The organism is Actinophytocola sp. (genome assembly GCF_036402745.1).
Classification (GTDB): Bacteria; Actinomycetota; Actinomycetes; order Mycobacteriales; family Pseudonocardiaceae; genus Actinophytocola.
Window position 1 is genome coordinate 1 of record NZ_DASWSJ010000050.1, and the last position, 17,130, is coordinate 17,130.

The following is a 17,130-nucleotide window of genomic DNA, read 5'->3' on the forward strand; positions in this document are numbered from 1 at the left end:
CCGACGGCATCGTTGGACTTCGGACGCGGCCGGTCGTAGTCGAGGCCGGCGTCGGCGAAGAGGACGATCGACGCGTCGCCCAGGCGTAGCTCGGCGTGGACGAGCACGCCGTCCTCGTTGTCCCAGCGCAACGTGGTCTCGAAGCCGAACGCTCGCTCCAGCCACGCGAGGGCGGCCGGGGCGTCGCGGTAGCTGAAGTAGCTGTGCAAGGTCGTCATGGCACGAGCCTCGCAGCCACTGCGGACAGATCCTGTCCTCAGCGGAATTCCGGCTGGCCGCGAAACTCAATCCACCAGGTCAGCGCGCCCGGCTGGTACAAGTACACGTACGCACCAGTGCAGGAAAGGACGAGGTGGCCATGGCTCAGCAGGTTCGGGGCGTCATCGCCAGGTCGAAGGGCGCTCCGGTCGAGATCGAGACGATCGTCGTGCCCGATCCGGGGCCGGGCGAGGCGGTGGTCACGGTCCAGGCCTGCGGCGTCTGCCACACCGACCTGCACTACCGCGAGGGCGGCATCAACGACGAGTTCCCGTTCCTGCTCGGGCACGAGGCGGCCGGCGTCGTCGAGTCCGTCGGCGAGGGCGTCACCAGCGTCGAGCCGGGCGACTACGTGATCCTCAACTGGCGCGCCGTGTGCGGCACCTGCCGCGCCTGCCTGCGCGGCCGGCCCTGGTACTGCTTCAACACGTTCAACGCCGCCTAGCCGATGACGCTCACCGACGGCACGAAGCTCTCCCCGGCGCTGGGCATCGGCGCCTTCGTCGAGAAACGCTGGTCCACAGTGGACAGTGCACGAAGGTCGACCCGGCCGCGTCGCCGGCCGCGGCGGGACTGCTCGGCTGCGGGATCATGGCCGGCATCGGCGCCGCGGTGAACACCGGCGGGGTCACCCGCGGCGACAGCGTCGCGGTCATCGGCTGCGGCGGCGTCGGCAGCGCCGCGGTCGCGGGTGCCGCGCTCGCCGGCGCCACCAAGATCATCGCGATCGACCTGGACGACCGGAAGCTCGAGTGGGCCAGGAAGTTCGGCGCCACGCACACGGTCAACGCGGGGGCCGGCGACGTGGTGGAGGCGGTGCGGGAGCTCACCGGCGGGTTCGGGGCGGACGTCGTGATCGAGGCGGTCGGCCGGCCGGAGACCTGGAAGCAGGCGTTCTACGCGCGCGACCTCGCCGGAACGGTCGTGCTCGTCGGCGTGCCGACGCCGGACCTGCGCCTGGAGCTGCCGATGATCGACCTCTTCTCCCGCGGCGGCTCGCTCAAGTCCAGCTGGTACGGCGACTGCCTGCCCTCGCGCGACTTCCCGTACCTCATCGACCTCTACCTGCAGGGCAAGCTGGACCTCGACGGGTTCGTCACCGAGACCATCGCGCTGGACCAGCTCGAGGAGGCGTTCGCCAAGATGCACCACGGCGACGTGCTGCGCTCGGTGGTGGTCTTCTGATGGCTGCCCGCGTGGAGAAGGTCGTCACCTCCGGGACGTTCAACCTCGACGGCGGCAGCTGGGACGTCGACAACAACGTCTGGCTCCTCGGCGACGACCGCCAGGTGCTGGTGATCGACGCCGCACACGACGCGCACGCCATCGCGGCCGCCGTCGGTGACCGGGAGGTGCTGGCGATCGCGTGCACGCACGGTCACGACGACCACGTCAACGCCGCGCCGGCGCTGTCGGAGCTCGTCGACGCGCCGGTCCTGCTGCACCCGGCCGACGACGTGCTCTGGCGGCTCGCGCACGAGGACGCCCGGCCGGCCGACTCCCTCGCCGACGGTGACGTGCTGACGGTCGCCGGGGTCGACGTGCGGGTGCTGCACACGCCGGGCCACGCGCCCGGGGCGGTGTGCTTCCACGTGCCTGCGCTGGGCGTGGTGTTCACCGGGGACACGCTGTTCAACGGCGGTCCGGGCGCCACCGGCCGGTCGTACTCGGACTTCCCGACGATCGTCGACTCGATCCGGGACAAGCTGCTGACCCTGCCGCCGGAGACCAGGGTGCACGCCGGCCACGGCGACGACACGACGATCGGCGCCGAGGCACCGCACGTCGAGGAGTGGATCGCCCGAGGTCACTAGCCGTGGCCTAACCTCATCCGTAGGATTGTCGACAATCTACTGGAGGAGTGCTGATGGCTGAGCTGTCCCCGATTCTCAAGCAGGCGACGCCGGTGCTGGCCGAACGGGGCGAGGGGGTGTACCTGTTCGGCGAGGACGGGCGCCGGTACCTGGACTTCACCGCCGGCATCGGGGTGACGAGCACCGGGCACTGCCATCCCGCCGTGGTCAAGGCCGTGCAGGAGCAGGCGGCGAAGCTGATCCACGGCCAGTACACGACCGTGATGCACCGGCCGCTGCTGACGTTGTCGGAGCGGCTGGGGGAGGTCCTGCCGGCCGGGTTGGACGCGTTGTTCTACGTGAACTCCGGCAGCGAGGCGGTGGAGGCGGCGTTGCGGCTGGCCCGGCACGCCACGGCCCGGGCCAACGTCGTGGTCTTCCACGGGTCGTTCCACGGGCGGACGATCGGCGCGGCGTCGATGACCACGTCCGCGACGAAGTTCCGGGCCGGGTTCGCGCCGCTGATGGGTGGCGTGGTCGTGGCGCCGTTCCCGACCGCGTACCGCTACGGCTGGAGCGAGCAGGAGGCGACGCGGTTCGCGCTGCGGGAGCTGGACTACGTGCTGGCCACGCTGACGGCGCCGGCCGAGACGGCGGCGTTCTTCGTCGAGCCGGTGCTGGGCGAGGGCGGGTACGTGCCGGCGAACACGGAGTTCATGCAGGGCCTGCGGGAGCGCGCGGACCGGCACGGGATCCTGCTGGTGGTCGACGAGGTGCAGACGGGCTTCGGACGGACCGGCCGGTTCTGGGGCCACGAGCACTTCTCCGTCCGGCCCGACGTCGTGATCACGGCGAAGGGGCTGGCCAGCGGTTTCCCGCTGTCGGCGATCGCGGCGCCGCGGGACCTGATGGCGAAGGCGTGGCCGGGCTCGCAGGGCGGGACGTACGGCGGGAACGCGGTCGCGTGCGCGGCGGCGGTGGCGACGCTGGATGTCGTGCGGTCGGAGGGTCTGGTCGAGAACGCGGCGGTGATGGGTGCCCGGTTGCGGGAGGGCCTGTCGAAGGTGGCCGCGGACGTGCCGGCGATCGGTGACGTGCGGGGGCTGGGACTGATGCTGGGCAACGAGTTCGTGAACCGCGACGGCGACCCGGACCCGGCCGCGGCGGCGCGCGTGCAGCAGGCCGCGGCGGCCGCGGGGCTGTTGCTGCTGACCTGCGGCGCGGCGGGGAACGTGGTGCGGATGATCCCGCCGCTGGTGGTGAACGCCGACCAGATCGACGAGGGCCTGGGGCTGTGGCGGGAGGCGATCGCGGCGGTGTGAGGCGCGGCCTCCGGCCCCCGGTATCCAGCGTAGTGATCGGCACCGACAGTTCCGGGCGATGTCGGGCGAGCCTGTGGACAGGCGGCCTCTCGAGCCGGCTTGTGCACAGGCCGGCCCGGCGAAACGCCCGGAACCAAGCCAGCTCAACCAGGGAGTTACCCACTGGACCTAGGGTCAGCTCGGGTGCACCGACGACAAGGGTTGAGGCGCATGGGCGAGCGGACGGATACCGGCCGGATCGAGATCGGGACCGTGGTGATCGGCGCCGGATTCTCCGGTCTGGGTATGGCCATCCAGTTCCGAATGGACGGTCGAACCGACTTCGTGGTCCTGGAGAAGGCCGACGATCTCGGCGGTACCTGGCGGGGCAACACCTACCCCGGCTGCGGCTGCGACATCCCGTCGTATGTGTACTCGTACTCCTTCGAGCAGAATTCGGACTGGACGCACACCTATCCCCTGCAGCCGGAGATCCTGGACTACCTGAAGCGGATCGCGGACAAGTACCGGCTACGCGACTCCATCCGGTTCGGCGTCGAGATGACCGCGGCACGGTGGGACGCCGACGAGCGGCGCTGGCACGTGGCCACCAGCACCGGGCAGGTCTATGTCGCCCAATTCCTGGTGACCGGTATCGGCTCCCTGCACGTTCCCTACGTCCCCCAACTGCCCGGGCTGGACCGGTTCACGGGTGCGGTGTTCCACTCCTCACGGTGGAACCACGACCTCGACCTCAGGGGCAAGCGGGTGGCGGTGATCGGCACCGGGTCCAGCGCCGTGCAGTTCGTTCCGAAGATCGCCGAGACGGTCGCCGAGTTGCACCTGTTCCAGCGCACCCCGGCGTGGGTCCTACCCAAGACCGAGGCGCCGACCCCGACGTGGTTACGCACCGCCCTGCGCTGGGTGCCGGGCCTCAAGCGGGCCTACCGCACCCTGCTCTACTGGCTACTCGAGTCGCGGGCCATCCCGTTCAACTGGCTTCCCGTCCTGATCAGGGGTGGGCAGGCGATCGCCACCCGGCACATGCACAAGTCGATCTCCGATCCGGCGCTGCGCGCCAAGCTGACGCCGAACTACAAGCTGGGTTGCAAGCGGGTGGTGATGTCCGACGACTTCTACCCCGCGCTGTGCCGCGACAACGTGGAGTTGGTCACCGACTGGATCACCGAGATCGGCCAGGACTGCGTGGTCGACACCGCCGGGGTCGACCGAAAGGTCGACGCGATCATCTTCGGTACCGGGTTCCACGTCACCGACGCCTTCCACCGGCTCCACATCACCGGCCGGGATGGTCGTGACCTGGCCAGCCAGTGGCGCGCCACCGGGAACGAGACCCATCTCGGCATCACCACCGCCGGGTACCCGAACCTGTTCTTCCTCCTCGGCCCCAACACCACCGTCGGCCACAACTCCACGGTCTTCATGATCGAGTCTCAGATCCGCTACATCGCCCAGGCCATTCGATGCACCGAACGTGCGAAGGCGGACGCCATCGAGGTCAGACGCAGCGCGCAGAACCGGTTCCAGGCCGACATCCAGCGCAGGCTGGTTCGCGGAGTCTGGAGCACCGGCGGCTGCGACACCTGGTTTCTGGACAGCAACGGGGTCAACCGGGCACTCTGGCCAGGGTTCAGCTGGCGTTACCGGCTGCGCACCCGCAAGGTCGATCCGGCCGACTTCCAGTTCACCCCGGCGCCGACTCCCAACCGCCGGGCCTCCGTTCCCGTCGCGGCGTCCGCGGCGAGTTGAGGTACCGGGACTCCCGAAGCGATCGCCGGAACTGTCGGTGCCGATCGCTAGGCTGGTTACCGGGGGCCGGAGGCCAATGCCGTCACGTCAGCGTCTCGGCGTAGTGCTTCGTCAGCTCCTCGGTGCGGTCCTTCGGCCACGGGCGGATCTCGCCGTGCACCGCCGCGAAGAACAGGTCCAGGTGCACGTGCCACGCGGCCAACGCGGTCGCCCGGAGATCGGCCAGGGACGCCGGCACGGTCTGGGTCAGCTCCACCCGCACGCCGAGCTTCTCGTCCGACGTGATCGTCCAGCGAACTCGGCCGGCCGGCGCGCCGTCGTGCAGCCACTCGTACTCCAGCTCGTGCGGCTCCTCGGTCACCGTCACCCGGCCGGCCGGAACATACGCGTTCGTCGCGCGCAGCGGTGGCTCGCCGCCGACCTCGGGATCGTGGTCCTCGACGATCAGGGCCCACACGTCGGCCGGCGGCTTCCACACGAGGTCACGGCCGAACCGCAGCTCGAAACCACCGTCGACGGGCCGCACCGAACCCTCGCCCAGGCCGAACTCGTCGATGTAGCGCCCCATCGCCCCGAGCCAGTCGTCGAACGGCGCCGGCTTCTCGCCGTCCAGCTGGGCCACGAGCGCGTCGAGGCACGAGTCCCAGCCGGCCGCCGTCCGGCCCGCGCCGAGCTTGCCGACCCAGCCGCCGCCCATCGTCTGGGTGAACACCAGCCGGCAACCGTCACCGTCGGGCATCAGCTCGATCCGCAGCACGTCCAGGTTCCACCGGAACATGTACACCTTCGGCGGATCGACCTCGAGCACCTCGCCGTCCCACGAACCCTCCACCACGGCATCGGCCGGGAACGTGAAGCGCATCGGCGCACCCGGCCGCAGCTCGGCCTCGACCGTCGCCGGGAACCAGTGGCCCATCTCGGCCGGGTCGCTCACCACCCGCCACACCTTGGCGGGCGAGTGGCGCAGCCGGCGCTCGAACCGCAGCACCGGCTGCCCGTCGATCGTCTGCAAAGTCGCACGCTCGGTCACGGTGAATCAGTCCTCCATCTCGTCCAGGCGACGTTCCAAGGCGTCCAAACTGTCCGTCCACATGCGACGGTACGGCTCGAGCCACGAGTCGATCTCGGTCAGCGGCTCCAGGCGCAGCCGGTACCACCGGCGCTGCGCGTCCTGCCGTACCTCCACCAGCCCGGCACCGCGCAGCACCCTCAGGTGCTTCGACACCGTCGGCTGCGTCAGCGCCAGCCGCTCGACCAGCTCGCCGACCGGCCGCTCACCCTCGCGCAGGAGATCGAGGATCTCCCGCCGGCGCGGCTCGGCCAGCACCTCGAATGTAGATGCCATGACAGCAATATAGCCCACATGGCATGTGCGCGCTACGCGGCCCCGAGGATGCCCAGCAGCCGGGCCACCTCGGCGGCCACGGCCGACCGGCCGGCGCCGAGGTACTTGCGGGTGTCCACAACCTCGGGGTTCGCCGCGAGGAAGGCCCGCACGGTGGCGGTGAACGACTTGTTCAGCTGCGTCGCGATATTGATCTTCGTCATGCCCGCGCCGACCGCGCGGGTGAGGTCGGCGTCCGGCACGCCGGACGACCCGTGCAGCACCAGCGGCACCGGCACCGTGGCGTGCAGCCGGGCGATCAGGTCCAGGTCGATCGCAGCGTCCCGGGTGAGCATCGCGTGTGACGTGCCGACCGCCACCGCCAGCGCGTCGATCCCGGTGGCCTCGACGTAGGCCCGCGCCTCGTCCGGGTCGGTCCGCGCGCCCGGCGCGTGCACGCCGTCCTTGCCGCCCACCTCGCCCAGCTCCGCCTCGACGTACACGCCGGCGGCGTGGCAGTGCGCCGCAACGTCCGAAGTGGACAGTACATTGTCCGCATAGGACATCGTGGACGCGTCGTACATCACCGAGCCGAAGCCCAGCCGCACCGCCTCGTGCACCAGGTCGACGTCGGTGGCGTGGTCGAGGTGCACCGCGACCGGGGCGGTCGACGCCCGCGCGACCGCCAACGTGGCCTGGCCCAACGGTTCCAGCGAGCCGTGGTAGCGCACCGCGTTCTCGCTGATCTGCAGCACCACCGGCGCGCCCGCCTCCTCGGCGCCCGCGACCAGCGCCTCGGCGTGCTCGAGCTGGATGACGTTGAACGCGCCCACCCCGCGGCCGGCCTTCGCGGCGGCGCCGACGATCTCAGCGGTCGGCGTGAGCATCCAGTACCTCCACACGGGGCGCCAGGCGCCGGTAGGTGTCCAGGTCGACGTCGCCGGCGAGCGGGCCGGCGACCGCGGCGGCGGACAGCGCGACCGCGTCGGCGAGCCGCTCGGGCCAGGGCGTGCCCGCCGCGAGCCCGATCGCCAGCGCGGCCACGCACGCGTCGCCCGCGCCGGTCGGGTTGCCGTGCACCGGCTCGGGGCACGGCACCCGCCACGTCCCGTCGCCGGTCACCGCCAGCAGGCCGGCCGGGCCGAGCGACGCGACGACCGCGCCGGCACCCCGCTCGCGCAGCCACCGCGCGGCGGCCGGCGGGTCGTCGATGCCGGTGGCCGCGGCCAGCTCGCCGGCGTTGGGCTTGACCACCCGCGGGTGCGCGGCGAGACCGGCGACCAGCGGCCGGCCGGCGGTGTCCAGGATCGCCGGCGTTGCCGTCGCGCCGATCAGCTGCGCGTAGGCGTGGTCGGGCAGGCCGGGTGGCAGGCTTCCGGCCAGGACGACGACAGCCGCCCGCGTGGCGAGCGAGTGGTAGGTGGCGACGAACCGCGTCCAGTCCTCAACGGACACTCGCGGACCCGGCTCGTTGAAGGCCGTGGCCACACCGTCCTCAGTGGACACGATGGTGACCGTGCGGCGGGCCGGCGCGTCGACGTCGACGAGCGCCTCCCGGATGCCCGCGGTGTCGAGCTCGGCCCGGATCGCGCGGCCGGTGTCGCCGCCGGCGAACCCGGTGACCAGCGTGTCGTGCCCCAGCGCGTGCAGAACCCGCGCCACGTTGACGCCCTTGCCGCCGGCCCGCGTGCCGCCCGGCTCGACCCGGTGCTCGGTGCCCGGAGCCAGGGTGGGCACGCGGTAGGTGACGTCGAGCGCCGCGTTCAGCGTGACGGTCAGGATCACCCGACCGCCCGCCACGCCATGATCGCCGAGCCGATGCAGCCGGCGTTGTCACCGAGCGACGCGCGCACGATCTTGGGCACCCGCTGGAACGTCATCCGGCCGACGAGCGCCGCGCGCAGCGGCACGAGCAGCGTGTCGCCGGACTCGGCCAGCCCGCCGCCGATCGCGATGATCTCGGGCGCCAGCAACGTGATCGCCGTGGTCAGCGCGGTGGCGAGACCGTCGACCGCGCGCTCCCACACGGCCACCGCGACCGGGTCGCCGGCCCGCACGGCCTGCGCCACGTCGGCCGCGCGGGTGACCGGCCGGCCGCTGGCCTCGGCGTAGCGGCGGGCGATGAACGCCGCCGACGCGACGGTCTCGAGGCAGCCGCGGATGCCGCAGCCGCACACCGTCCCTTGTGGATCGACGACGATGTGGCCGATCTCGCCCGCGTAGCCGTCGGCGTCGAGCCGGTTGCCGTCGACCAGCACGGCGGCCGCGATGCCGGTGCCGATCGGCATGAACATCGCGTTCCGCACGCCGGTCGCCGCGCCGACGGTGAACTCGGCGAGCCCGCCGGTCCGCACGTCGTGGCCGAGCGCCACCGGCATGCCGGCCGCCTCGGACAGCTGGGCGCGCAGCGGCAGCTCCCGCCAGCCGAGGTTGACCGCGGCCCGGGCGACGCCGTGCTCCTCGTCGATGATCCCGGGCGCCGCGACGCCGACGCCGCAGACCGTGGCCGGGCCGGCCTGGGCCCGCAGCTCGGTGATGAGCTCGACGATCTGGGAGACGTCGGCGCTGCCGTCCACGCGCCGGGTCGCGGTGCGATGGGTGTGGACGACGCGCAGGTCCTCGGCGACCAGCGCGGCCTTGATCGAGGTGCCGCCGACGTCGATGGCCGCGACGAGCCGGTCCATGTCACGTCCTTCGCAGGTAGTGGGGTTTACATTGCACCATGTGGATCGCTACGAACGGCTGAGCACCCTGCTGGACCTGCTGGGGCAGCGCGGCAAGGTCGATGTGGACGACCTGGCCGCCGAGCTGGACGTGTCCGCCGCCACGATCCGCCGCGATCTCGATCATCTCGCCGAGCAGCAGCTGCTGACCAGGACCCGCGGCGGCGCGGTGGCCAACAACGTCGCCTACGACCTGCCGCTGCGCTACAAGACCGCCCGGCACGCGTCGGAGAAGGAGCGCATCGGCCGGGGCGCGGCGGCGCTCGTGTCGCGCGGCGGCGTGGTCGGCCTGAACGGCGGCACGACGACGACCGAGATCGCCCGCGCGCTGGCGATCCGCCCGGACCTGGCGACCCCGGCCGACGAGCCGGCGCTGACGATCGTCACGAACGCGCTCAACATCGCCGGCGAGCTGGCGGTGCGGCCGCACGTGAAGATCGTGGTGACCGGAGGAGTGGCGCGGACGCAGTCGTTCGAGCTGACCGGGCCGCTCGCCACCCGGATCCTGGGCGAGATCACGATGGACACGGTGTTCCTCGGCGTGGACGCGATCGACCCGGTGCACGGGGCGTACGCGCACCACGAGGGGGAGGCCAGCATCAACCGGCTGATGGCCGACCGGGCGCGGCAGATCGTGGTGGCGGCGGACAGTTCGAAGCTGGGTCGGTACGCGTTCGCCCAGATCTGCCCGACGTCGTCGATCGACCTGCTGATCACCGACGACGCCGTGCCGGAGGACCTGGTGAAGGCCTTCGAGGCCGAGGGTGTGACGGTCCAGACCGTGTGAGGCCGTGTCCGTACATCTCCACGCTCACCACGACGGGCAGGTGCGGGTGCCGTTCGGCCGATCGAACTGGTCGCCGTCGCCGAATTTCTGGCCGCCGGTGATCAAGAATTCCGGGGCGGCGGTTTTCGTTGACGCCCGGAATTCTTCCGGGTAGCATGAGTCCGCTTTACTGGGGCCGACTTCCACGCGAAGTGTGGAAGGTTTTCTGGGGAGACGCGCCGGGTGCGCGGTATTTGCCGCGATCAATTATGCGGCTTGGCCGCGCGCGTGCACGCGTCGGGAAGGTATTCCGTGAGAAGAATCAGATCGGCGCTCGTTGTGCTTTTTCTGTGCACGGGCGCGGTACTTGCCGGGTCGCCGGCGGGCGCATCGGCGGGTGGGAGTGAGGTCACGGCGTTGCGAGCGGCGCAGGTCGCGGCTGGTCCGTACTTCCTCCAGTTCAACCACTCCGGGAGGTGTCTGGACAACCCGGGTCCGACGACGGCCAACGTCCAGCTCGACCAGTGGAACTGTCTGGCCCAGACGAACGAGTACTGGTACCTGGACTACGTTTTCACCGACGCGGGAGGTTTCGACTTCTTCCGCGTCCGGAATGCGTACAGCGGCAAATGTGTGAATGTGGCCGGCGGTAGCAGCGCGAACAGTGCCGCGATCATTCAGTATCCGTGCGGGAGCTACAATAACGAGTATTTCGTGTTCTGGTCCGACGGTAGTGTGCCGAGTGGCTATTTCTGGGTCCAGGCCTATCACAGCGGCAAGGTGCTCAACATCCAGGGCGGCTCGACCGCCAATGGTGCCAAGGCGATCCAGTACACCCGGTGTTACTGCGCCAACGAGTACGTGGCTCTCACCTGACCTGGGAAGGCGAGGACGGTAGGAGCCGGCGGTCGGCTCCTACCGTTTCCGTCAGTGCGGTTGGGTGCGGTACAGGGCGCGCGGCAGGGCGATCTCGGCTGGGCACGACCAGCACCCAGCCGCGTCTCATTTCCGCGGGACAGTCAGGCTCTGTGGCCCAGCATGCTCAGCACCAGCTCCGCGTACTGGCGGCCCAGCACCGTCGGCGAGGGCTTGCTCGAGGGGGAGTACCAGCGGGCCACGTCGACGCCGAGGGAGAGCACTGCTCTTGCCGCGGTGCGGATGTCCGGGACTGTGAACACCGATCCCTCGACACCGCGGGTGATCAGGTCGCGGACCAGCTGCTCCGTCCGTCGCCTCAGGTCGGCTACCACCTCGTAGTCCGCCGGGGGCAGGGCGGCCAGCTCGTGCTGGACCACGCGGGCGACCACGTGCCGCTTCGCGTGCCAGGCAACGAACTTCTCGACCATCGTGCGCATCGCGCCGACCGGGTCGGGGTCCGCGGCGATGATCGACTCGATCATCACCAGCATGCGCTCGTGGCCACCGCGGCTGATCGCGAACAGCACCGCCGACTTTGCCGGGAAGTGCACGTACAGCGCCGCCGGGCTCATCCCGGCCGCGGTCGCGATGTCGCGCGTCGTCGTGGCGTGGTAGCCGCGTTCGGCGAACGACTCGACGGCCGCTGCCATCAGCCGGCGCGCCGCCTCCGGGCGGACGTCCGGCCACAGCTCGTCGGGCAGCGCCCGGGTCACGCCGGTCCGGGCAGGTCGACGAGCGGCGCGAGCAACGCGCGATGCCGGCCCGGCGTGCCGAGCGCGATCTGGTCCGCCTTGGCCCGCTTGAGGTACAGGTGCGCGGGGTGCTCCCACGTCATGCCGATGCCGCCGTGCAGCTGCACGCACTCCTCGGCCGCGTGCACGGCGACCGTCGAGCACAGCGAGTTCGCGAGGCTCGCGGCGAGCCGCCCCTCGTCCCCGACGCCACCGGTGTCCGCCGCGTGCCGGGCGGCCGCGCGGGCCAGCGCCAGCTCCTGCCACAGGTCCGCGAGCCGGTGCTTGAGCGCCTGGAACGAGCCGACCGCCCGGCCGAACTGGTGCCGCTCCTTGAGGTAGGCCACCGTTGTCGCCACGCACCACTCGGCGAGACCCACCTGCTCGGACGCCAGCAGCCCCGCCGCGGTCCACAGTGCACCATCCACAGCGGACTCGGCGTCACCACTGAGCACAGTGGACGTCGCGCCGTCGAACGACACGTCCGCGATCGGCCGGGTGAGGTCCAGCGACACCACCGGCGTCACCGTGACGCCGGCCTGGTCGACCGGCACCGCGTGCAGCTGCGCGCCACCCTGGCCGATGGCCGGCACGACCAGCACGTCCGCGGCACCCGCGTCGGCCACCGAGCGGACCTGGCCGCGCAGCACGGAACCGTCCGCGTGCACGGTGGACGGGAACGCCGAGCCCGGGGCGGCGGCGAGGGACACAGCCAGCGCGCCGACCGACCGGCCCGCGCCGAGCTGTTCGAGCAGTTCCCGCACCGCGTCGGTCGACTCGCAGCCCAGCAGCGCCGTCGTGGCCAGCACCGCGCTGCCCAGGAACGGCACCGGCGCGACGAACCGGCCGAGCTCCTCCATCACCACCGCGGTCTCCCGGGTGGACGCGCCCTGCCCGCCGAGTTCCTCCGGCACGTGCAGCGAGCCGACGCCGAGCTCGCCGGTGAGCGTGCGCCACAGGTCGAGGTCGAGTGGCTTGTCGGTCTCGCAGCGGGCCAGGATGCTCGCCGGCTGCGCGCGGTCGGTCAGCAGGTCGCGGACGCTCGCCCGGAGCTGGTCCTCGATGTCGGTGTAGAGCAGGTTCACCGCGGCAGGTCCTTCCACGCGACCTTCGTGTCGACCCGCGCCTCGGCGGGCAGCCCGAGCACGCGCTCGGCGATGATGTTGCGCAGCACCTCGGAGGTGCCACCCTCGATCGAGTTGCCCTTGGCCCGCAGGTAGCGGTACCCGGGCTCGCGGCCGGTGAAGTCCACCTGGTCCGGCCGGCGCAGCGTCCAGTCGTCGTAGCGCAGGCCCTCCTCGCCGATGATCTCCACCTCGAGCCCGGACAGCTGCTGGGACAGCCGGGCGAACGCGAGCTTCATCGCCGAGCCCTCGGGACCGGGCGAGCCGACCGCGAGCTGCTGGCGCAGCCGGATCCCGGCCAGCCGCAACGCCTCGGCCTGCACCCACAGCTCCAGCAGCCGGTCGTGCAGCTCCGGCGTCCGCTTGTCCGGGTGCGACCGCCAGGTCTCGGCGACCACGCCGATCATGCCGCCCTCGCGCGGGGTGGGCCGGCCGCCGATCGCGACGCGCTCGTTCATCAGCGTGGTCTGCGCGACCCGCCAGCCGTCGCCGACCTCGCCGAGCCGGTCCGAGTCCGGGATCCACGCGTCGGTCAGGAAGACCTCGTTGAACTCCGCCTCGCCGGTGATCTGGCGCAGCGGCCGGACCTCGACGCCCGGGTCGGTCATGTCGAGCACGAAGTACGACAGGCCGGCGTGCTTGGGGACGTCCGGGTCGGTGCGGGCGAGGAGGATCGCCCAGCGGGCGGTGTGCGCGCTGGACGTCCACACCTTCTGGCCGGTCACCCGCCAGCCGTCCCCGTCGCGGACGGCCCTGGTGCCCGCGGCGGCGAGGTCGGAGCCCGCGCCGGGCTCGGAGAACAGCTGGCACCACACCTCCTCGCCGGTCCACAGTGGACGAAGGAGGCGTTGCTTCTGCTCGCCGGTGCCGAACGCGAGGATCGTCGGCGCGGCCATGCCGAGCCCGATGCCGATCTTGCGCGGGTCGTTGTCCGGCGCGCCGGCCAGCTCCTCCTCGATCACCGTCTGCAGCTCGCGCGCGAGGCCGAGCCCGCCGAGCCCGACGGGGAAGTGGACCCAGGCGAGGCCGGCGTCGAACCGGGCCCGCAGGTAGTCGAGCCGGTCGATGATGGCCGGGTCGTTGGCGGCCAGGAACTCACGGGCGCGCTCGCGCAGCTCGTCGGGGCTCATCGGAGGTACAGCACGATCGACTCGGCGACGCAGGCCGGCTTGTCGTTGCCGTCGATCTCGACGGTGTGGCGGACGGTCACCTGCTTGCCCTCCGGCCGGTCGGTGACGTCGACGATCTCGATGCCGATGCGCACCCGCGAGCCGACGGGCACGACCGACGGGAAGCGGACCTTGTTGAGGCCGTAGTTGATGCCCATCGTGACGTTGTCGACCTGGAAGATCTGCTTGGCCAGCATCGGGATCAGCGAGAGCGTGAGGTAACCGTGGGCGATCGTGGTGCCGAACGGGCCGTCCTTGGCGCGGCCGGCGTCGACGTGGATCCACTGGTGGTCGCCGGTGGCGTCGGCGAACTGGTCGATGCGGTCCTGGGTGACCTCGAGCCAGTCGCCGTGGCCGAGGTGCTCGCCCTTGGCCGCGCTGAGCTCGTCGAGGTCGGCGAAGATACGCATGCTGCTCCTCAGTCCTGTGGCCCGCCGGCCACGTAGATCACCTGGCCGGACACGAACCCCGACTCCTCGCTGACGAGGAACGAGGCCACCGCGGCGATGTCCTCGGGCTGGCCGACCCGCTGCACCGGGATGCCGGCGGCGGCGCCCTTCTTGAAGTCCTCGAAGTCGATGTCGAGCCGGGCCGCGGTGGCCGCGGTCATGTCGGTCTCGATGAAACCGGGGGCGATCGCGTTGACCGTGACGCCGAACTTGCCGAGCTCGATGGCGAGGGTCTTGGTGAAGCCCTGCATGCCGGCCTTGGCGGCGGAGTAGTTGGCCTGGCCGCGGTTGCCGAGGGCGGAGGTGCTCGACAGGTTGACGATGCGGCCCCAGCCCTGCTCGGTCTGGTGCTTCTGGACCTCGCGGCTCATGAGGAAGGCGCCGCGCAGGTGCACGCCGAGGACCGCGTCCCAGTCCTGCACGGACATCTTGAACAGGAGGTTGTCCCTGGTGATGCCGGCGTTGTTGACGAGGACGGTGGGCGCGCCGAGCTCGCCGGCGACCCGCTCGACGGCGGCCCGCACGGCGTCGGCGTCGGTGACGTCCGCGCCGACCGGGATGGCCTTGCCGCCGGCGTTGGTGATCGCCTCGACGGTGCGGGCGCAGTCCTTCTCGGCGAGGTCGAGGACGCCGACCGAGAATCCGTCCTGCGCGAGTCGCTGGGCGACCGCCGCCCCGATGCCCCGAGCGGCACCGGTGACGATCGCGACACGGGAGTGGGCCACTGTGCTGTTCCTCCACGCTGAGTCAGGTTCGAACTAAGCAAGCGCTTAGCAAGCTACCTCGCGAGGGCGGTCAGCGGCAACACACGCGGGACACTAGAACTCGAAGCCGCCGGGCTTGGCGTTGCGGTCGGCGATCAGGCCGGCCAGCGTGGCGATGGCGATCTCCGGTGGCGTGCGCGACCCGATGTTGAGGCCGATCGGCCGGTGGACGCGGGCGATGTCGTCGTCCGGGACGCCGAGGTCCCTGAGCGCGGCGACGTGCGGTCCGGCGTGGCGCGGGTTGCCCATGATGCCGACCCAGCGGACGTCGAGTGCCAGCGCGTCCCGCAGGAACACGCCCAGCTCGGGCCGGTGGTGGTCGGTGACGATGACGTCGGTGTCCCCGTCGAGGTGAGCCGGCAGGTGGGGCAGCACGGTGGTCGAGGCGTCCTCGTCGTTGCTCACCCGGCCGCGCTCGGGTTCGACCAGCGTGGTGCGGTAGCCGAGGTCGCGGCCGTAGCGGAGGAGGTAGTCCGCGACCGGCGAGGCGAACACCGCGACCAGGGTGCGCGTCTCGGGCGGGGCGGGCGCGTCGCCGTGGGCGACGGCGCAGGTCGGGTCGGTCTCCATGAGCCCTAGGGTGGCACGCGTGCCAGCGAACGTCACCTTGCCGTACAACGGGTTGCAGCTCGACCGCCCGGCTGGAGGCGCGCTGGTTCACGCCCGACGAGGTGGTGGCGTTGCTGGCCGAGCACCGGGCGTCCGGGCGGGACCGGCCGGACTCGATCGAGGCGTTCCTGATCGAGACCTGGCTCGGCGAGGGCTGAGCTCGCTCACACCACCCGCTTCCTGATCGGCGCGGGTAAGCCCGCCGTGGCCGGCCGGCGGCGGGTCACGGGCGTGAGGTTGGCCTCGCGTGAGTAGGGGTGGTCGGGTGGGGCCTCGGTGTGGTCGATGTCGTCTCCGGTGATGGGTCGGTCGCAGCGGGGGCACGAGCAAGTATCGCTCATGCGTTCGATTCTACGCCTGGACTCGTTGGGCGGCAAGGAATCCCCGCGGGGGTTTAGACCTGGGGCGATGCGGGGGACACTGGGGGCTGGAGGTGACGCGATGCGCTTCCGGGACCGGGTCGATGCGGGCCGCCGGCTGGCCGGGCGGCTGGGCCACCTGCGGGCCGAGAACCCGATCGTGGTCGGGCTGCCGCGGGGCGGTGTCCCGGTGGCGGCCGAGATCGCGGCGGTGCTGGACGCGCCGCTGGACATCGTGCTGGTGCGCAAGATCGGTGCGCCGCAGCGGATGGAGCTCGCCGTCGGTGCCATCGGCGAGGACGGCGTGACCGTGCGGAACGACGCGGTGCTGGCCGAGCTCGGTCTCACGTGGGCCGGGCTCGGGAGGCAGATCTCCCACGAGCGTGCGGAGATCACGCGCCGGGCCGTGTCGCTGCGGCCGGGGCCGCGGCCGAGTCTCGAGGATCGGACGGTGATCCTGGTGGACGACGGGATCGCGACCGGCGCCACGGTGGTCGCGGCGATCCGGGTGGTGCGCCGGCTGGGGGCGGGCCGGATCGTGCTGGCGGTGCCGGTCGCGCCGGCCGACACGGTGTCGCGGCTGGGCGAGATCGCCGACGAGGTGGTGTGCGGCCTGCTGCCGGACCGGTTCCTGGCGGTGGGCCAGTGGTACGACGACTTCGAGCAGGTGCCGGACCGGCGGGTGCGGGAGCTGCTCGCGGAGTCCACAGTGGACCCGCAGGCGAGACGGTTGAGGGGTTGAGGGACGCCTGGCCGCCGGCCCCCGGTATCCATTCTACGGACGGGCACCGACGGTTTTGGTTGGTGCGGAGAGCGCTTGTGGACAACTGGGCTGGCGGTGCGGAGCGCTGGCCTCCGGCCCCCCGGAATCCACTCTAACCGTGGGCACCGACGGTTTTGGCTGGCGCGGCGTGAGGCTGTGGACAACCCACCGGGTCAGAGTTGGCCGGCCGCTGTGATCACCACTGCCGCGGCGCCCAGCTCGTCCGACGCCGTCAGGTCTATGTCCGCGGTGAAGCCCCAGTCACCGTCCCCGGCCGGGTCGGCGAAGATTTGGCGCACCTGCCAGTGG

The 17,130-nt window shown here is 71.5% G+C and carries 19 protein-coding genes and 2 pseudogenes; 7 read left to right on the forward strand and 14 right to left on the reverse strand.

Translation table 11 applies throughout. The features are described from left to right. Positions 1-218: pseudogene (locus VGD70_RS05250) on the reverse strand (glyoxalase); the annotation flags it as partial. Between the two features lie 140 nt (positions 219-358). Between VGD70_RS05250 and VGD70_RS05255 the strand changes: the two are divergent. The 4 genes and pseudogenes from VGD70_RS05255 (at position 359) to VGD70_RS05270 (ending at position 5,122) form a co-directional block, all read left to right on the forward strand. Further along, positions 359-1,443: pseudogene (locus VGD70_RS05255) on the forward strand (S-(hydroxymethyl)mycothiol dehydrogenase). Next, the gene (locus VGD70_RS05260; protein ID WP_331078673.1) at positions 1,443-2,072 is read left to right on the forward strand and encodes an MBL fold metallo-hydrolase; all 630 of its coding nucleotides are present in this window, start codon (positions 1,443-1,445) and stop codon (positions 2,070-2,072) included. Before VGD70_RS05255 ends, VGD70_RS05260 begins: the two are co-directional and overlap by 1 nt. A gap of 53 nt (positions 2,073-2,125) precedes the next feature. After that, positions 2,126-3,373: an aspartate aminotransferase family protein gene (locus VGD70_RS05265; RefSeq protein WP_331078675.1), complete on the forward strand. Its 1,248-nt coding sequence runs from the start codon at positions 2,126-2,128 to the stop codon at positions 3,371-3,373. Positions 3,374-3,583: 210 nt separating this feature from the next. Beyond that, entirely contained in the window at positions 3,584-5,122 is a 1,539-nt protein-coding gene (locus VGD70_RS05270; protein ID WP_331078677.1) for an NAD(P)/FAD-dependent oxidoreductase, read from the forward strand. 82 nt (positions 5,123-5,204) lie between these two features. Here VGD70_RS05270 and VGD70_RS05275 read toward each other — a convergent pair whose 3' ends face one another. From VGD70_RS05275 to VGD70_RS05295, 5 genes are read right to left on the reverse strand one after another with little or no spacing between them, the layout of a single operon-like run. Next, positions 5,205-6,152: an SRPBCC family protein gene (locus VGD70_RS05275; RefSeq protein WP_331078679.1), complete on the reverse strand. Its 948-nt coding sequence runs from the start codon at positions 6,150-6,152 to the stop codon at positions 5,205-5,207. A gap of 6 nt (positions 6,153-6,158) precedes the next feature. Next, positions 6,159-6,467, reverse strand: a complete 309-nt coding sequence (locus tag VGD70_RS05280) for a metalloregulator ArsR/SmtB family transcription factor (RefSeq protein ID WP_331078681.1) — start codon at positions 6,465-6,467, stop codon at positions 6,159-6,161. A 32-nt stretch (positions 6,468-6,499) separates the two neighbouring features. Next, complete coding sequence (locus VGD70_RS05285; protein ID WP_331078683.1) at positions 6,500-7,333, reverse strand: class II fructose-bisphosphate aldolase; 834 nt, start codon at positions 7,331-7,333, stop codon at positions 6,500-6,502. Then, positions 7,314-8,231 carry a hexose kinase gene (locus VGD70_RS05290; RefSeq protein WP_331078685.1) on the reverse strand — a complete coding sequence of 306 codons (918 nt, stop codon included), beginning with the start codon at positions 8,229-8,231 and terminating at the stop codon, positions 7,314-7,316. Before VGD70_RS05290 ends, VGD70_RS05285 begins: the two co-directional genes overlap by 20 nt. Next, a complete protein-coding gene (locus VGD70_RS05295; protein ID WP_331078687.1) occupies positions 8,228-9,130 on the reverse strand; it encodes an ROK family protein in 903 nt (300 codons plus the stop codon). Before VGD70_RS05295 ends, VGD70_RS05290 begins: the two co-directional genes overlap by 4 nt. Before the next feature lie 40 nt (positions 9,131-9,170). Here VGD70_RS05295 and VGD70_RS05300 point away from each other — a divergent pair, with 40 nt between their 5' ends. Further along, complete coding sequence (locus VGD70_RS05300; protein WP_331078689.1) at positions 9,171-9,956, forward strand: DeoR/GlpR family DNA-binding transcription regulator; 786 nt, start codon at positions 9,171-9,173, stop codon at positions 9,954-9,956. 291 nt (positions 9,957-10,247) lie between these two features. Beyond that, complete coding sequence (locus VGD70_RS05305; protein ID WP_331078691.1) at positions 10,248-10,811, forward strand: RICIN domain-containing protein; 564 nt, start codon at positions 10,248-10,250, stop codon at positions 10,809-10,811. A gap of 143 nt (positions 10,812-10,954) precedes the next feature. Here VGD70_RS05305 and VGD70_RS05310 read toward each other — a convergent pair whose 3' ends face one another. From VGD70_RS05310 to VGD70_RS05340, 7 genes are all read right to left on the reverse strand, one after another. Then, complete coding sequence (locus VGD70_RS05310) at positions 10,955-11,566, reverse strand: TetR/AcrR family transcriptional regulator (RefSeq protein WP_331078693.1); 612 nt, start codon at positions 11,564-11,566, stop codon at positions 10,955-10,957. After that, entirely contained in the window at positions 11,563-12,687 is a 1,125-nt protein-coding gene (locus VGD70_RS05315) for an acyl-CoA dehydrogenase family protein (RefSeq protein WP_331078695.1), read from the reverse strand. The genes VGD70_RS05310 and VGD70_RS05315 overlap by 4 nt, the downstream gene beginning before the upstream one ends. Next, a complete protein-coding gene (locus VGD70_RS05320; RefSeq protein WP_331078697.1) occupies positions 12,666-13,838 on the reverse strand; it encodes an acyl-CoA dehydrogenase family protein in 1,173 nt (390 codons plus the stop codon). Before VGD70_RS05320 ends, VGD70_RS05315 begins: the two co-directional genes overlap by 22 nt. Further along, on the reverse strand, positions 13,835-14,287 hold the full coding sequence (locus VGD70_RS05325; protein ID WP_331078699.1) for a MaoC family dehydratase: 453 nt from the start codon (positions 14,285-14,287) through the stop codon (positions 13,835-13,837). Before VGD70_RS05325 ends, VGD70_RS05320 begins: the two co-directional genes overlap by 4 nt. A gap of 8 nt (positions 14,288-14,295) precedes the next feature. Continuing rightward, a complete protein-coding gene (gene fabG / locus VGD70_RS05330) occupies positions 14,296-15,051 on the reverse strand; it encodes a 3-oxoacyl-ACP reductase FabG (protein WP_331078701.1) in 756 nt (251 codons plus the stop codon). Between the two features lie 93 nt (positions 15,052-15,144). After that, complete coding sequence (locus VGD70_RS05335) at positions 15,145-15,660, reverse strand: XdhC family protein (protein ID WP_331078703.1); 516 nt, start codon at positions 15,658-15,660, stop codon at positions 15,145-15,147. Between the two features lie 203 nt (positions 15,661-15,863). After that, the gene (locus VGD70_RS05340; RefSeq protein WP_331078705.1) at positions 15,864-16,040 is read right to left on the reverse strand and encodes a hypothetical protein; all 177 of its coding nucleotides are present in this window, start codon (positions 16,038-16,040) and stop codon (positions 15,864-15,866) included. A gap of 100 nt (positions 16,041-16,140) precedes the next feature. Between VGD70_RS05340 and VGD70_RS05345 the strand changes: the two genes are divergently transcribed. Further along, complete coding sequence (locus VGD70_RS05345) at positions 16,141-16,800, forward strand: phosphoribosyltransferase (protein ID WP_331078707.1); 660 nt, start codon at positions 16,141-16,143, stop codon at positions 16,798-16,800. Between the two features lie 194 nt (positions 16,801-16,994). Here the strand turns inward: VGD70_RS05345 and VGD70_RS05350 are convergent, their stop codons facing one another. Next, on the reverse strand, positions 16,995-17,120 hold the full coding sequence (locus VGD70_RS05350) for a DUF3516 domain-containing protein (RefSeq protein ID WP_414637895.1): 126 nt from the start codon (positions 17,118-17,120) through the stop codon (positions 16,995-16,997). Between the last annotated feature and the right edge of the window lie 10 nt (positions 17,121-17,130).